The sequence below is a fragment of the Serratia sp. N21D137 genome (genome assembly GCF_047530005.1).
Lineage (GTDB): Bacteria > Pseudomonadota > Gammaproteobacteria > Enterobacterales > Enterobacteriaceae > Chania > Chania fonticola_B.
The window spans coordinates 67,922-82,064 of record NZ_JBLJAJ010000027.1; the positions used below are offsets into that span (position 1 = coordinate 67,922).

The following is a 14,143-nucleotide window of genomic DNA, read 5'->3' on the forward strand; positions in this document are numbered from 1 at the left end:
AAGAGTCGTTTGCACAGTTTTTCAACGAACACGCAATGATTATGCCACTTAACCGCCATTTCTATCCTGCGAGGCCGTTATTCGGCTGCTGCGCCACCACGCCACAGACAGCTACCGCCCTTCTTTTGCACCAGATCCAGACGTGATTCGTGAGCCTGCAATTCTGCGTCACTGGCATAGATCACTTTCATCGCCGTTGCCGGGCGTTGGATGCGCTGGATATCCTGGGCAGAATCCGTCTGCTGGGTGTCCCCTTCCATCTGGAAAGCCATCGAGGTCTGGCCACCGGTCATCGCCAGATAGACTTCCGCCAGGATCTCGGCATCGAGCAAAGCGCCGTGCAGCGTTCGCTTGGTGTTGTCTATCTCGTAGCGGTTGCACAACGCATCGAGGTTGTTACGCTTGCCTGGGAACAGGCGGCGCGCCATCAACAGGCTGTCGGTGATGGTGCAGAAGGTCTCCGTCTTCGGGATATCTCGCTGCAACATACGGAACTCGTGATCCATAAAGCCGATATCGAACGCGGCGTTATGAATGACTAGTTCGCCACCACGGATGAAGTCGATAAATTCAGCGGCGATCTGATCGAAAGTAGGCTTATCCGCCAGGAACTCATCGCTGATACCGTGTACGCCGTAGGCTTCCGGATCCACCAGCCGATCCGGCTTGACGTAAACGTGGAAGTGGCGCCCGGTCAGGCGGCGGTTGATCACCTCAACGGCCCCGATCTCAATGATGCGGTGACCTTCGTAGTGAACCCCTAGCTTGTTCATACCGGTGGTTTCGGTATCGAGAACGATCTGTCTGGTTGGTGTAGAGATCATAATGCTGTGCTCATGGCGCTGGTTTATGTCAGACTTGGTTTTTATAAAACTGATAGGAAGAGTCTACCAGAGATGCTTAAACAGGTAGAAATTTTCACCGACGGCTCTTGCCTTGGTAATCCAGGCCCCGGCGGTTACGGCGCAATTTTGCGTTATAAACAGCACGAGAAACTGTTCAGCGCGGGTTATTACCTGACGACCAATAACCGCATGGAGCTGATGGCCGCCATTGTGGCGCTCGAAGCCTTGACCACCCCCTGCGAAGTGGTGCTGAGCACCGATAGCCAATACGTACGCCAGGGGATCACCAGTTGGATCCACAACTGGAAAAAGCGCGGCTGGAAAACTGCCGACAAAAAACCGGTGAAGAACGTCGATCTCTGGCAGCGCCTGGATCTGGCGATTGCCCGCCACACCATCCGTTGGGAGTGGGTCAAAGGCCATGCCGGGCATCCGGAAAACGAACGTTGCGACGTGCTGGCACGCGATGCAGCTGGCAGCCCGACGCAGGACGACGTTGGCTACAAGCCCGAAGCTTAAGGCAGTTTGCGATAACTCTTGGTCGCGCCCACTGCGCGGCTGAGTGAGTGCTTTCTTGCCCCCACTTTCATCGGCGTTGGCGTCAGCGGCAAGGTTCGCTTGCGGGCTACAATCACGCTCATACAGCCAAGCGCCGGTAAATGCGTACTCAAGAAAGTCCCTCCCTTGCGCTGCCAAGGCAACACGTGGAAGCGCGTCTGATCCAACACCTCATAATTGAGCAGGCTGAGCCAGTCCAGCAGGCGCATCTGGGTAAACATCCGGCTGACGTAAGGCTGGCGTTTGCGCAACCGGGGGATCAGCTTCCCCAAGCCTAGCAGGCTAAAAGGGTTGAAACTGCTGATCACCAACCAACCATCGTCAATCATGACGCGATCGACCTCACGCAACATACGGTGTGGGTCATCGGCATAAGAGAGCGTATGGGCCAATAGGCAGGCATCGACGGACTTGGCCGCAAAGGGCAACTGATAAGGATCGGCCTGCACATGCAGGTTATCCCCGGCCAATCCCACGTTAACCTGATGCGAGATGGCGCACTTTTCGCTATCCAACTCGGCGCTGAGATTGCCGATCTTCAACAGATGGAAACCAAACATCTTGGGCCACCAGGGCTGCAACTGCTGCTCCAACGCTTCACGATAGTATTCCCCCCACGGCAACCCGGCCCAGGAGTAGGGGCTAGTGAGCTTTTCTAGAGTCTGGGCTGGTTTCATGGTTTAGTATCTCTTTCAAGCCGTTGCCAACGAGAGGTGTTCCATGAATCTTATCAGCATTCCCGCTTTTCAGGACAATTACATTTGGTTATTGGCTAACCAGCAAGGGCGCTGCGTGATCGTCGATCCCGGCGAAGCTGGCCCGGTATTGGCGGCGTTGTCCCAACGGCAACTCACCCCCGAGGCCATATTATTAACCCACCACCACCACGACCACGTCGGCGGCGTAGCGGAAATCGTTGCGCAATATCCGGATCTGCCGGTGTATGGCCCTCAGGAAACCGCTAATAAGGGAGCAAATCGGTTGGTTCAGGATGGCGATATCCTGGAAATTGGCGGGCGTAGCTACACCACCATCGCAGTTCCCGGGCATACCCTAGGTCACGTGGCATTCTACAGTGCACCTTATCTTTTCTGTGGGGATACGCTTTTTTCTGCGGGCTGCGGACGGCTTTTTGAAGGGACGGCAGAGCAAATGTACCACTCATTTCAACGGCTCGCGCAACTTCCCGACGAAACCCTAATTTGTTGCGCACACGAGTACACGCTCTCAAACCTTAAGTTTGCCAGGACAATTTTGCCGCAAGACCGCCAAATTGAAACATATCAGCAACAAATTGAGCAATCAAGGGCAAAAGGAGTGCCTAGCCTGCCCACAACGTTGCAATTAGAGCGTAAAATTAATCTATTTTTACGCTGCCATGACACTGATTTACAAAAGAAAATAGGCTTTAACTCACCACCGAGCCAGCTTCATTCGGTTTTTTCCGAATTACGCCTGCGCAAGGATGCCTTCTAAGCTTTTAGTTGTGTTTTTTGGCGAAGCAAAGTATCCTTGCTCGTCTTTTAAGCAACTATATTGACACACACATGAAGGCTAAAGCGATACTTCTCGCCTCGGTCTTGCTGGTAGGTTGCCAGTCATCCTGGAAGGATGCACCGGCCCCAAAGCAGCATGCACAGAGTCTGTCTTCGGCAGGTCAAGAAAGTGAAGCAGGAGAGTACACAGCGAGTTCGGCACGGTGGCTAGACAGTAACAGTAGCGCCGCTCAGCAGAACCTGTGGAACTTCATTAGCGACGAGCTGAAGATGGAGGTTCCGGAAAACGACCGGATCCGTGAACAGAAAAGAAAATATTTAAAAAGTAAGAGCTATCTCCACGATGTAACACTACGGGCAGAGCCGTACATGTACTGGATAGTCGGGCAGATTAAGAAACGCAATATGCCGATGGAACTGGTACTGCTACCCATAGTGGAGAGCGCTTTTGACCCTCACGCCACGTCAAGTGCCAATGCCGCAGGGCTATGGCAGATCGTGCCGCAAACGGGTCGCAATTATGGTTTGAAAAACAATCAGTGGTATGACGGGCGCCGTGATGTTGTGGCCTCGACGACCGCTGCGCTTAACATGATGGAGCGTTTGAACCGCATGTTTGACGGTGACTGGTTATTGACCATCGCCGCCTATAACAGTGGTGAAGGCCGAGTCATGCAAGCGGTTAAGGCGAATAAACGTCAGGGTAAGTCCACTGAGTTCTGGGCATTGTCGCTTCCGCGTGAAACGTCAATCTATGTCCCGAAAATGCTGGCACTGAGCGATATCATCAAGCACAGCAAAAAGTACGGCGTCAAGTTGCCAAAAACTGACGAAACCCGTGCACTGGCGCGTATTGATGTCGGGCAGCAGATCCAGCTGACTCAGGCGGCAGAGATGTCTGGGCTTTCTCTCACCAAGATGAAGGCTTATAACCCTGGCTACAAGAAAGGCGTTACGGCACCTAATGGGCCCCATTACATCATGGTTCCCAAAAAGAATGCCGCACAGTTGAAAGACTCGTTGGCCGACGGACAGATAGCTGCAACATTACCAACCACCCAGTTGGCAAAGAACAGCGGCCTGTCAGGCGGAAGTGCGTATAAGGTTCGTTCCGGCGATACGTTATCCACCATCGCCAAACGGCTGAACGTTAAGACCAGCGATTTGCAGAGTTGGAACAATTTGCGTGGCAAGAGCACGCTGAAAGTTGGGCAAACCCTGCAAGTGGCCAGCAATGCCAGAGATAACAGCAGCATCACCTACCAAGTGCGTAAAGGTGATTCGCTTTCCAGCATTGCACGTCGTCACGGCGTCGAAATTAACGACGTGATGCGTTGGAACTCAACGCTCGGCAAAGCCAGCAGTTTGCAACCTGGTGTGAAGCTGACGCTGTTTGTCAGCAACAAATCGTCGCCGGAAACCTAAGTTTTCGCTACAAAAAAAGCATCCCTCGGGATGCTTTTTTATTGGCCAAATTTCGCTACCAGACCGGTTGATCGGTTTGCGAATGGAACTCCACCAGCAGCGGATTGTGGTCTGAGGCCTGAGTCACCAGCACCGAGGCCTCTGTAACGCCCAGGTTGCGGTAAAAGATAAAATCCAACGGGCGGCCAAAGGCTTTGCGGCGATGATCGTCGGCGAAATTGACCTCGTGCAACGCCATATCGCTGGCAAATTGATACAGCGCGTTGATGCGCTTGCGGCTCCAGGCGTTAAAATCTCCCGCCATAATCACCGGCCCCCGATGAAGGGCGATCTGCTCGCCAATCGGGCCAAGCTGCTTGCTGTAAACGTCCACTCCCAGGCTAAAGTTCACCGCGTGGATATTCACGACCATTAACAGTTGGCCATCTAATAGAGGGTAGACGGTGATCAACGCCGACTTGGCCAAACGCAGCAGCGGCTCCCGTTCGCGCAGCGGGCAACAATACACCGGATGTGCAGCCGCCAGCGTCATCACGCCGGAAGGGTGTTGCGGCAACACAAAGGCGGGCACCTGATCGGCCGCCAGATAGTTAGAGGTGGCAAAGCTGACCAATTCCGGCGTGGTCTGCGCCTCCTGCAATAGCACCAGCTGCGCATCTTTACCGAAGTCTTTCAATACCGAAAGCCAATCGGCACGCTGCTGTTTGAAAATATTCCATACCATCACCCGCAGCGCACCAGACGTAGGCAACGCGGCCCCGGGCGGTAGCGGCTGATTGATGGCACCAGGGAAAATCCGTTCAACTGGCTGGCCCGCAACATACCTCATTGCATAAGTTCGTTTCGGCACGTTATTCGCCTATTTCCCGTTCGGATGAAAATCACGTTGATAGCAACCTGGCTACCAAGACTCAATTCAGTATACGCCTGAGCGGCTCTGCCAACATGGCTTTTAGAGATCCAGTTATAGGGGCAAGGCGGGCCGATTTCAATCAATGCCGTGTATGTGTCTGTAAAGGTTCGCGCTGAATGCGCAAAGGCCCGCCAATGCGGGCCAAGAAGAAAGGTACAAGATGGGATCAGGCGAACTGCCGTGGGTGTTGTTTATCCAAGCGGCCACTGAGGCCAATCAGTAAAAACGCCCCCACGACAATCAGCGCACCGATCCAAGGCGTTTGTGCCAACCCTAGCGAAGCCACGGTCTGCCCGCCAATCACGGAGCCCAATGCTATCCCCACGTTAAAAGCCGCGATATTCAGGCCTGAAGCAACGTCCACCGCGTTCGGCGTGTACTGCTCGGCCTTCTGCACCACATAAACCTGCAAGCCTGGGACATTGCCAAAGGCAAATACCCCCATCACCACTACAGTCAGCAGCGCGGCGGTGCTGTGGCTGGCGGTAAATTGAAACACCAACAGCAAAGCGGCTAACGCGGCAAAGATAAAGCTCAGTGCCCGCACCGCGCCATGACGGTCGGCCAGCTTGCCGCCCCAAATGTTACCGATGGCTACCGCTATGCCATAGGCCAGCAAAATCCAACTGACGGCCGGAGCCGAAAAGCCAGCCAGCTCCTGCATCATCGGTGCCAGGAAGGTAAAGGTCGTGAATACCCCGCCGTAGCCCAGCGCGGTAACGGCGTAAATCAGCAGCAGGCGCGGGTGTGTCAGCACTTGCAACTGATCGCGTATGCTGGCACTGGCCTGGTTCTTGATGTTGTTCGGGATCAGGATCAGGCTGGCAATAATCGCCACTATGCCAATCAACGACACCGCCAGGAAGGTCTCACGCCAGCCGAAGTGCTGGCCGATAAAGGTGCCTAACGGCACGCCTGTCACTAACGCAACGGTCAAGCCACCAAACATGATGGCGATCGCCGTTGCCGCCTTCTCTTTGGCTACCAGGCTGGTGGCAATGGTTGAACCCACCGAGAAAAACACCCCGTGCGCCAGGCCAGTCAGTAAACGAGCAACCACCAGTGACTCATAGCTCGGTGACTGCCAGGCCAGCAGGTTGCCAAGGGTGAACAGCACCATCAGGCCCACCAGCAGCATCTTGCGCGGCACGCGGCCGGTTAAAGCGGTCAGTACCGGCGCACCGATCGCCACCCCAATGGCATACAGGGTCACCAGCAGCCCTGCGGACGGCACGGTGACGTTCAACTGCTCGGCGATGGTCGGGATCAAGCCGACAATCACAAACTCCGTGGTGCCGATGGCATAGGCACTGATGGTCAAGGCAAGTAAAGCGAGAGGCATTGCTAACTCCAAAATAGCGTTCGGGTTGATAGCGGTGATTATCTGCCTGTGCTTAAATGATAAAAATGCTCAAAATTTCAAATAAATTTTGCTGATGGAGCAACAATGAAGGCAAATTCGGATGAACTGATCACCTTTGTCACCGTGGTGGAATGCGGTAGCTTCAGCCGTGCGGCGGAGCACTTGGAACAGGCGAACTCGGTGGTCAGCCGCACGGTAAAAAAGCTGGAGAGTAAGCTGGGGGTCACGCTGCTCAATCGCACCACCCGCCAGATAAGCCTGACGCAGGAGGGAGAAAACTATTTCCGCCAGGTGCAGAAAGTCCTGAGCGATATGGCCGCGGCGGAAAATGCGCTGATGGAGAGCCGCCAGCGGCCCCAGGGCCTGTTGCGCGTGGATGCCGCAACGCCGGTCGTGTTGCACGTGCTGACCCCGTTGGTTGGCGAGTTTCGTGCCCGCTACCCGGAAATGTCGCTCTCGCTGGTCTCTTCAGAAACCTTTATCAACCTGATTGAGCGCAAGGTCGACATTGCCATCCGCGTGGGGGAACTGACAGACTCAAGCTTGAAGGCGCGCAAACTGATGACCAGCTATCGAAAAATTGTGACGTCACCGGCCTATCTGCAGCAGTTCGGTACCCCGCAAAGCGTAGAGGAGCTGGCGCAACACTGCTGCATCGGCTTCAACGATCTGCCCAACCTGAACCGCTGGCCATTAGCCTGCGCCGATGGCCGGCAGGTGGAGATTACACCGGGGCTGACTACCAACAGCGGAGAAACACAGCGCCACCTTTGCCTGCATGGCAACGGCATCGCCTGTCTGTCGAACTTTATGATCGATGAGGATATTCAGCGTGGGGATTTAGTGCAGATCCTGGTTAAGGAGACGCTGCCGGTTGCCATACCTGTGAACGCGGTTTATTACAGCGACAGCGCCGTAAGCAACCGCCTGCGCAGCTTTATTGACTTTCTTAGCGAAAGCCTGACACCCCACTAACCTGGCCGATGCTGCAACCAGAATGCGGTGGGCGTCAGGCCACCCAGCTTCTTCTGCGGCCAGTGCTGGTTATAGCTGGCACAGAGCGCCTGCAACACGTTATCCAGCGATGAGCTCTCCGCCGCTGGTAGCAACTGCGCCAGTTGGCTTTCGAGCCGCAGCACAATCTCCATTTGCGGTAACGCGGGTTGTTGCAACGTTATCCCCTGCTCCCGGCACCATAGCTGTAAGGGATGGGTTTGAGACTCGCTATTGCCGAACAGCTTTTTATTTTCAGTCTCAAGAGATTGTATATCACCTGGGCAGTGCGGTAACAGTTCCTTCAGCCAGTTGACCACCAGCATCGGCGAGGCTCCCGCAAAGGCTCGTGCACTCAGCCAGCCGCTGACCTTCTCTTCGGCCCACAAGAGGTGCTGCTCGCCGCCATCTTCGGCCGATAGGCTAATTCGTTGATAAAAAAGAGCGAGATTCCCCGGCCGTTCACCAGCCTTCACCGCCTTTTTACCTCGTAGCGCTCTATTTTCTGCCTCACCACGTTGGCCCACACCGCGCAGATAGCGATCCAATCCCGCACGGGAGATCGGCTGTTGCATGCCCTGAACCACCACCACCAGCAGCTCATCCAGCGGCAGCTGTAATTTTTGTCTCAGCCAGTTGATAAGCAAACTTTGCTCATCCGTCAGCGCCTTGCGAAGGGTCTTGGGCACCGTATGGCGATCGGCGACATCCTGGCGCTGCCGCCAACGGCGTACCGTCGCCACGGAAATGCCCAGCTCCTGCGCCAATACGCGGTCACTTTTATCCGATTGCTGGATATAACGCCGCACTCGTGGGGTGGTGGTCGCATTCGCATGCAGCTTGATTTCCATCGTGGACTCCACACTAGAATTGATGCTCTATCATAACCAATCTTGTGAGATATTTTATAAATTCACCTCACACTGTGAACTGATTCACCTTTCTTTAAAATCCATTCCCTGATAATCCCAGCTAATAAGTCGCCACCCTTACCTGTTTTCTCCAATAAGCATACCTACGGGGTTTACCATGAACAACGCTCTGGGATTTCTTGAAGCCAAGCTGATGCCTCTGGCGGCCAAGGCCGCACAGCAGCGGCATTTGTGTGCCATCCGCGGTGCCTATGTTTCCTTTATGCCGTTCATTATCGTCGGCTCGATCCTGCTGGTGATCTCGTCATTCCCCAATCAGGGTTACCAGCAGTTTATGGCAGGCCTGTTTGGCGCCAGCTGGAGCAATATCATCGAGATCCCGTTCAACGCGGTGTTCTCCACCATGTCGCTGTTTGTCAGTTTCCTTACCGCTTACCGCCTGGCGGAACATTATGACGAGGATCGCGTCTCCAGCGGTATTCTGTCGCTGGTGTGCTTCCTGATCCTCACGCCGTTTATCAAGGTAGAAGCCTTGGGCAATATCAATGTGATCCCAACCGAGTGGATCGGCAGCAAGGGGCTGTTTGTGGCGATGATCGGCTCACTGCTGTGGACCGAACTGTTCTGCTACCTCAAGCGCCGCAAGCTGATTATCAAAATGCCCGAAGGCGTACCACCGGCGGTACAGGAATCCTTCGCCGCTCTGCTGCCTGCGCTGTTCGTGATTATCCTGGTGCTGGCGATCCGTATTCTGTTCGAACACACCAGCTACCAAACCATTCATCAGTTTATTTATAACGTAGTCGCCACGCCGGTACGTCACTTTGGCACTTCCTATATCGGTGCGCTGCTGACGGTATTGAGTATCACCATCCTCTGGTCGGTGGGGATCAACTCCGGTTCGATGGTCAACGGCATCATTCGCCCGCTGTGGATGGAAAACCAGACCGACAACATCGCCGCTATCCAGGCCGGGGTCACGCCACCGCACATCGTTACCGAACAGTTCTTCGATATGATCTGGATGGGCGGCGCTGGTGCCACCCTGTCGCTGGTGATCGCCATTCTGTTCTTTGCCCGTAGCAACAGCATCCGCGAAGTAGGCCGCATGGGGGCTGCGGCTTCAATCTTCAACATTAATGAACCGATCCTGTTTGGCCTGCCGGTGATCATGAACCCTATCATGCTGATCCCCTTCAACCTGGTCCCGGTGGTGTTGGTTACCGTGCAATACGTGGCGATGAAGGTGGGGGCCGTCGCCGTCACCACCGGGGTATTTATCCCCTGGACGCTGCCGCCGGTGATCAGTGGCTTTATCGTGACCGGCCATTTGAGTGGCAGCCTGATGCAGATCGTTAACCTGCTGATCGGCGCCATGCTTTATCTGCCTTTCCTGCGCATTTTGGACAAACAATATCGCGCAGCCGAAACATCAGGAGTTTGATATGTGGGGAATGATTGCAACCTGGCGTATGGCACTGGAAGGCGTCACCCAGGCCAGTGAAACACTGAAAGCCGGAGCAAGCGCCGCACAAAGCGTGGTTAGTGCGGTGGCGGAAGTGGAGGACTTTCCGTTTTATAAATCTGTCGGTTTCGGTGGCCTGCCGACCGAAAATGGTGAGGTAGAACTGGATGCGGCCTTTATGGATGGCGATACGCTGGCCTTTGGTGCCGTTGGTAACCTGGTGGATATCGCCAACCCGGTGAAGGTTGCCCAGGCGCTGAGCCGCGAACGCTTCAACAGCGTCCTGGTGGGGGCTGGCGCACGTGAGTGGGCCCTTAGCCAGGGTTTTGCCGACAAGACCATGCTCACTGAGCGAGCAACCCAGCACTATCGTAAACGTTGCCGCGAAACCATCGATAAAGGTCTTAGCCCCTACAATGGCCACGATACCGTCGGCATTATCGGCCTCGATCTGCATGGCTCAATGAGCGTGGCCACGTCTACCAGCGGCTTGTTTATGAAACGCCGTGGCCGCCTGGGTGATTCACCGGTGATTGGCTCCGGTTTCTACTGTGACAGCCAGATCGGTGCCGCAACCGCCACAGGCGTGGGTGAAGACCTGATGAAAGGCTGCACCAGCTATGAGATCGTACGCCGTATGCAGCAAGGCATGACGCCACAACAGGCGGCCGATTCGGTCGTCTTCGAGCTGGAAGACAGACTGATAGCCCGCTTTGGCCGGGTGGGCGATCTCTCCGTAGTCTGCATGAATCGGCAGGGAGAATTCGGCATCTCAACCAATATCAAAACCTTCTCGTTTGTGGTCGCCAGCGCCATCCAGCCACCGACGGTGTACCTGGCAGAACGCCGGGCTGAGCATACCCACTACACTCCAGCCAGCGAGCAATGGCTAACCGACTATGCCGAGCGCATTCGCGCGCCGATTGAGGAGATCCATTTTGATTAATTATCGATTGCTGAGTGAAATCCCCGCGTGGGAAGTTAACAGCCATGTGATTAGCTATCCCGGCAGCTCACTGCAATTACCCTGCAATGCTGCCCTGTTACAGGAACTGCAGGCCACCGCCCAGCAGCAAACCGCCGACTGCGCCTATGGCTGTGCTCCGGCAGGCCGCGTCACGCTGTTGCCAAAAACGTTCTGGCTCGATGGGCAAACCAGCAAGCTGGTCGCCGCACTGCGTCCTCTACTACGCAGCGGTACTAGTACGCAGTTGATCGTCGACTGCACGGCGTTTGATCGCCGCAGCCTGCCGGCACTGAACCCTCTGCTGCACTTCCTGTTCAACCTGGATTACCAACTGAGCGATCTCGGTCTGAAAAAGGCAGACGCGTCACCCACACCGCGTATCCAGGAGTTGGTGTTCTATTGCCAGCCGGAGCAACGAGCCACTCTCGAGCAGCGGCTGTCTCAAGCGGCTGCCACCGCCATGGGGATGAAGGCAGCACGACGCATTGCCGACATGCCAAGCGATCGTTGCACCCCGGCATTTTTCGCCAGCGAGATCGCCCGCCAGATTGCACCCTATCCCAGCCTGAGCTGCGAAGTGTTGGATGAACAGCAGATCGCTGAACAGGGTCTTGGCTTGCTAGAGGCGGTAGGTAAAGGTGCCGATAATCCTCCGCGTCTGGTGGTGATACGTTACCAGGGGAGCGACACTGGCCCCTTCAGCGCCTACGTGGGCAAAGGTATCACCTTCGATACCGGCGGCCTGTGGCTAAAAGGTGGCGATGGCATGTACACCATGAAATATGACATGTGTGGCGCAGCTAACGTCTTTGGCCTGATGCTGGCCGTGGCAGAACTCAAGCTGCCGGTCCGTCTGGTAGGCGTACTGGCGCTGGCCGAAAATATGATTGGCCCGGCAGCGATGCGCCCAGGCGATGTCGCAACCAGCTACAGCGGCTTAACCGTGGAAATCAATAACACCGATGCCGAGGGGCGGCTGGTACTGGCCGATGGCATCGCCTACGCCAGCAGGTTGACCCATAATCAGCAGCCGCCAGAATACGTGATCGATCTGGCTACGCTCACCGGCGCGGTGGTCAAAGCCTTGGGTTACGATCTTAGCGGCCTGATGACCGAGGATGAAAACCTGCGTCACGATCTCACTCAGGCAGGCTTGCGTAGTGGAGATCCTCTGTGGTCGCTGCCTTTGGATGATCGCTTCAGCAAACAGGTCGAGAGCCATATTGCCGATCTGTGCAACACGCCGACCAACAATGCGGCTATCAGTACCTCTGCCGCCTACTTCCTAAGCCGTTTCAGCCCGACGGATATTCCCTGGGCGCACCTTGATATCAGCGGTACCGCGCTGTGGCGCGAAAATGGCCGTAGCGTGGCCTCTGGCCGACCGATCCCACTTTTAATCCAGCATTTGCTGGAACGCCTGGAGAAATAACATGAAAAAGATCCTGTTAGTGTGTGACTTGGGTATGTCCACCAGTCTGCTGGTGAAAAAGATGCAGGAAGCAGCCATTGCGCGTGGTATTGATGCCGAGATCTGTGCCAAGTCGATCCGCGAATACAAAACGGCGGTAACCGAATTTGACGTCGCGCTGCTGGGGCCGCAGATCCGCTATAAGCTGGCCGAGTGCGAGAAGATTGCCCAAGAGCACCATAAAAAAGTCGCCTGCATCGATATGATGGCCTACGGCACCATGAAGGGTGACAAGGTATTGGATCAAGCCCTGGCACTGATTGAGGAGGCCTGAAATGGATTTGGAAAACGAGGTGATGGAACTGATTGCCAATGCGGGTTACGCCCGCAGTCTGGTGTTTCAAGCCATGCGCTGTGCGCGCGAAGATGAAGATTTCGTGCAGGCTGAACAGTATATGCAACAAGCGCAGGAGGCACTCTCTGGCGCTCATCACGTGCAGACCAAACTGATCGAAATGGACGAAGGCAGCGGTAAAATCCCGGTTCATCTGGTGATGGTCCATGCACAGGACCATTTGATGAACGCAATTATGTTGATGGAAATGGGCCGTGAGATTATCGCCCTACACCAAAAGATCGCTCGTTAAGACCCGCCAGGCCGTCTGTGGCGTCAAACCACAGACGGCCAATCTATCAATCCCAGTTTGGTGCCAGGCCTTCCGGGCTAACTAGACGGCCATCGCATTCCAATGCAGCAATCTCCGCCATTTCATCATCAGACAGCGTCAGTTGCTGAGCCAACAGGTTACTCGCCAGGTTTTCACGCTTGGTCGAGGACGGGATCACCGCATAACCCAGTTGCATAGCCCAAGCCAGGATCACCTGAGCCGCCGTCACATCACGGCGCTTGGCGATATTGTTGATGACTTCATCCTGCAACGCCTTGCCATAAGCCAACGTCATATAAGAGGTGATGGCAATGCCATGCTGTTGCGCAAATTCAACCACCTGACGGTTTTGCAGATACGGTGAGAGTTCGATTTGGTTGGTGGCAATTGCATCAGCACCCACCGCATCAATAGCACGCTGCATCAGTTCAACGGTGAAGTTGGAAATACCAATCTGGCGCGTCAGTCCGAGTTCCTTAGCCTTCACCAACTCCGCCATCGACTCGGCAACCGAGATTTCATCGTTCGGTGACGGCCAATGGATCAGAGTCAGATCCACATAGGAGGTTTGCAGCTTTTTCAGGCTTTCTTGCAGACTTGGGATCAGTTGGTCTTTGCCCAGGTTGGCGATCCAGATTTTGGTGGTGATAAATAGCTCTTCACGTTTCACGCCACTGGCTGCGATAGCTTGGCCAACGGCCGCTTCGTTCTCATAGATTTGTGCGGTATCAATGGCACGGTAGCCCAGTTCCAGAGCGGTGCTCACGGAATCGATCACCACTTGATCTTGTAGACGGAAGGTACCTAAGCCAAATGCAGGGATGCTCATAATTGTGTTCTCTCGGTTTGTTTATCAAAACAGCTTGGGAGGATTATGGCAGCAGTTTTGTTGATCAAAAACGCCCTATTGTGCATAAGACTTTTGATTAATAGGCAACAATAATCAGAAATTGACGCTAATTGAGGCAGGAATAAACCATTGGGGTGTTCAATTTAAGCAAATGAAAAAGCCCTGAGTCAGAGACTCAGGGCTTATCAATTAAGTGGCGGAACGGACGGGGCTCGAACCCGCGACCCCCTGCGTGACAGGCAGGTATTCTAACCAACTGAACTACCGCTCCACCGATTCTTTTACGTCGCATCTTTCGATGCTGGCAAAACCACCTG

At 54.8% G+C, this 14,143-nt stretch carries 14 protein-coding genes, 1 tRNA gene and 1 pseudogene; 9 read left to right on the forward strand and 7 right to left on the reverse strand.

Annotated elements, in window-relative coordinates; all coding sequences use genetic code 11:
* Positions 1-77: 77 nt before the first annotated feature.
* On the reverse strand, positions 78-824 hold the full coding sequence (dnaQ, locus tag ACMV5H_RS19260; protein WP_021181966.1) for a DNA polymerase III subunit epsilon: 747 nt from the start codon (positions 822-824) through the stop codon (positions 78-80).
* Between dnaQ and rnhA the strand changes: the two are divergent.
* A pseudogene (gene rnhA / locus ACMV5H_RS19265) lies at positions 778-1,364 on the forward strand (ribonuclease HI). The gene dnaQ and the pseudogene rnhA overlap by 47 nt on opposite strands.
* On the opposite strand, the gene ACMV5H_RS19270 reads toward rnhA, so the two are convergent.
* Positions 1,361-2,080: a class I SAM-dependent methyltransferase gene (locus ACMV5H_RS19270; protein WP_021181968.1), complete on the reverse strand. Its 720-nt coding sequence runs from the start codon at positions 2,078-2,080 to the stop codon at positions 1,361-1,363. The pseudogene rnhA and the gene ACMV5H_RS19270 sit on opposite strands and share 4 nt — an antisense overlap.
* Positions 2,081-2,123: 43 nt before the next feature.
* Here ACMV5H_RS19270 and gloB point away from each other — a divergent pair, with 43 nt between their 5' ends.
* Together gloB and mltD are read left to right on the forward strand one after the other, a co-directional pair.
* Positions 2,124-2,879 carry a hydroxyacylglutathione hydrolase gene (gloB, locus tag ACMV5H_RS19275; RefSeq protein WP_021805639.1) on the forward strand — a complete coding sequence of 252 codons (756 nt, stop codon included), beginning with the start codon at positions 2,124-2,126 and terminating at the stop codon, positions 2,877-2,879.
* 71 nt (positions 2,880-2,950) lie between these two features.
* Positions 2,951-4,324: a murein transglycosylase D gene (mltD, locus tag ACMV5H_RS19280; RefSeq protein WP_115158538.1), complete on the forward strand. Its 1,374-nt coding sequence runs from the start codon at positions 2,951-2,953 to the stop codon at positions 4,322-4,324.
* Between the two features lie 55 nt (positions 4,325-4,379).
* Here the strand turns inward: mltD and ACMV5H_RS19285 are convergent, their stop codons facing one another.
* Both ACMV5H_RS19285 and ACMV5H_RS19290 read right to left on the reverse strand, forming a co-directional pair.
* Positions 4,380-5,174 (reverse strand): endonuclease/exonuclease/phosphatase family protein, encoded by a 795-nt coding sequence (locus ACMV5H_RS19285; protein WP_071682829.1) that lies wholly within the window; start codon positions 5,172-5,174, stop codon positions 4,380-4,382.
* A gap of 229 nt (positions 5,175-5,403) precedes the next feature.
* Positions 5,404-6,579: an MFS transporter gene (locus ACMV5H_RS19290; protein ID WP_021805640.1), complete on the reverse strand. Its 1,176-nt coding sequence runs from the start codon at positions 6,577-6,579 to the stop codon at positions 5,404-5,406.
* A gap of 105 nt (positions 6,580-6,684) precedes the next feature.
* On the opposite strand from ACMV5H_RS19290, the gene yafC reads away from it, so the two are divergent.
* The gene (gene yafC / locus ACMV5H_RS19295; protein ID WP_021805641.1) at positions 6,685-7,575 is read left to right on the forward strand and encodes a DNA-binding transcriptional regulator YafC; all 891 of its coding nucleotides are present in this window, start codon (positions 6,685-6,687) and stop codon (positions 7,573-7,575) included.
* On the opposite strand, the gene ACMV5H_RS19300 is transcribed toward yafC, so the two are convergent.
* Positions 7,572-8,444, reverse strand: a complete 873-nt coding sequence (locus ACMV5H_RS19300; protein WP_021805642.1) for a hypothetical protein — start codon at positions 8,442-8,444, stop codon at positions 7,572-7,574. The genes yafC and ACMV5H_RS19300 overlap by 4 nt on opposite strands.
* Positions 8,445-8,622: 178 nt before the next feature.
* Between ACMV5H_RS19300 and ACMV5H_RS19305 the strand changes: the two genes are divergently transcribed.
* The 5 genes from ACMV5H_RS19305 to ACMV5H_RS19325 are packed head-to-tail and all read left to right on the forward strand — an operon-like array spanning position 8,623 to position 12,955.
* Positions 8,623-9,909: a PTS sugar transporter subunit IIC gene (locus ACMV5H_RS19305; RefSeq protein WP_021805643.1), complete on the forward strand. Its 1,287-nt coding sequence runs from the start codon at positions 8,623-8,625 to the stop codon at positions 9,907-9,909.
* A 1-nt stretch (position 9,910) separates the two neighbouring features.
* A complete protein-coding gene (locus ACMV5H_RS19310; protein WP_115158537.1) occupies positions 9,911-10,876 on the forward strand; it encodes a N(4)-(beta-N-acetylglucosaminyl)-L-asparaginase in 966 nt (321 codons plus the stop codon).
* Positions 10,869-12,329: a leucyl aminopeptidase family protein gene (locus ACMV5H_RS19315; protein WP_115158536.1), complete on the forward strand. Its 1,461-nt coding sequence runs from the start codon at positions 10,869-10,871 to the stop codon at positions 12,327-12,329. Before ACMV5H_RS19310 ends, ACMV5H_RS19315 begins: the two co-directional genes overlap by 8 nt.
* A gap of 1 nt (position 12,330) precedes the next feature.
* The gene (locus ACMV5H_RS19320; RefSeq protein ID WP_021805646.1) at positions 12,331-12,642 is read left to right on the forward strand and encodes a PTS sugar transporter subunit IIB; all 312 of its coding nucleotides are present in this window, start codon (positions 12,331-12,333) and stop codon (positions 12,640-12,642) included.
* A 1-nt stretch (position 12,643) separates the two neighbouring features.
* Positions 12,644-12,955, forward strand: a complete 312-nt coding sequence (locus ACMV5H_RS19325; RefSeq protein ID WP_021805647.1) for a PTS lactose/cellobiose transporter subunit IIA — start codon at positions 12,644-12,646, stop codon at positions 12,953-12,955.
* 46 nt (positions 12,956-13,001) lie between these two features.
* Here ACMV5H_RS19325 and dkgB read toward each other — a convergent pair whose 3' ends face one another.
* Positions 13,002-13,805, reverse strand: coding sequence for a 2,5-didehydrogluconate reductase DkgB (gene dkgB, locus ACMV5H_RS19330; protein ID WP_115158535.1), 804 nt, complete (start codon positions 13,803-13,805; stop codon positions 13,002-13,004).
* A 215-nt stretch (positions 13,806-14,020) separates the two neighbouring features.
* Positions 14,021-14,097, reverse strand: a tRNA-Asp gene (locus ACMV5H_RS19335).
* Positions 14,098-14,143: the final 46 nt, after the last annotated feature.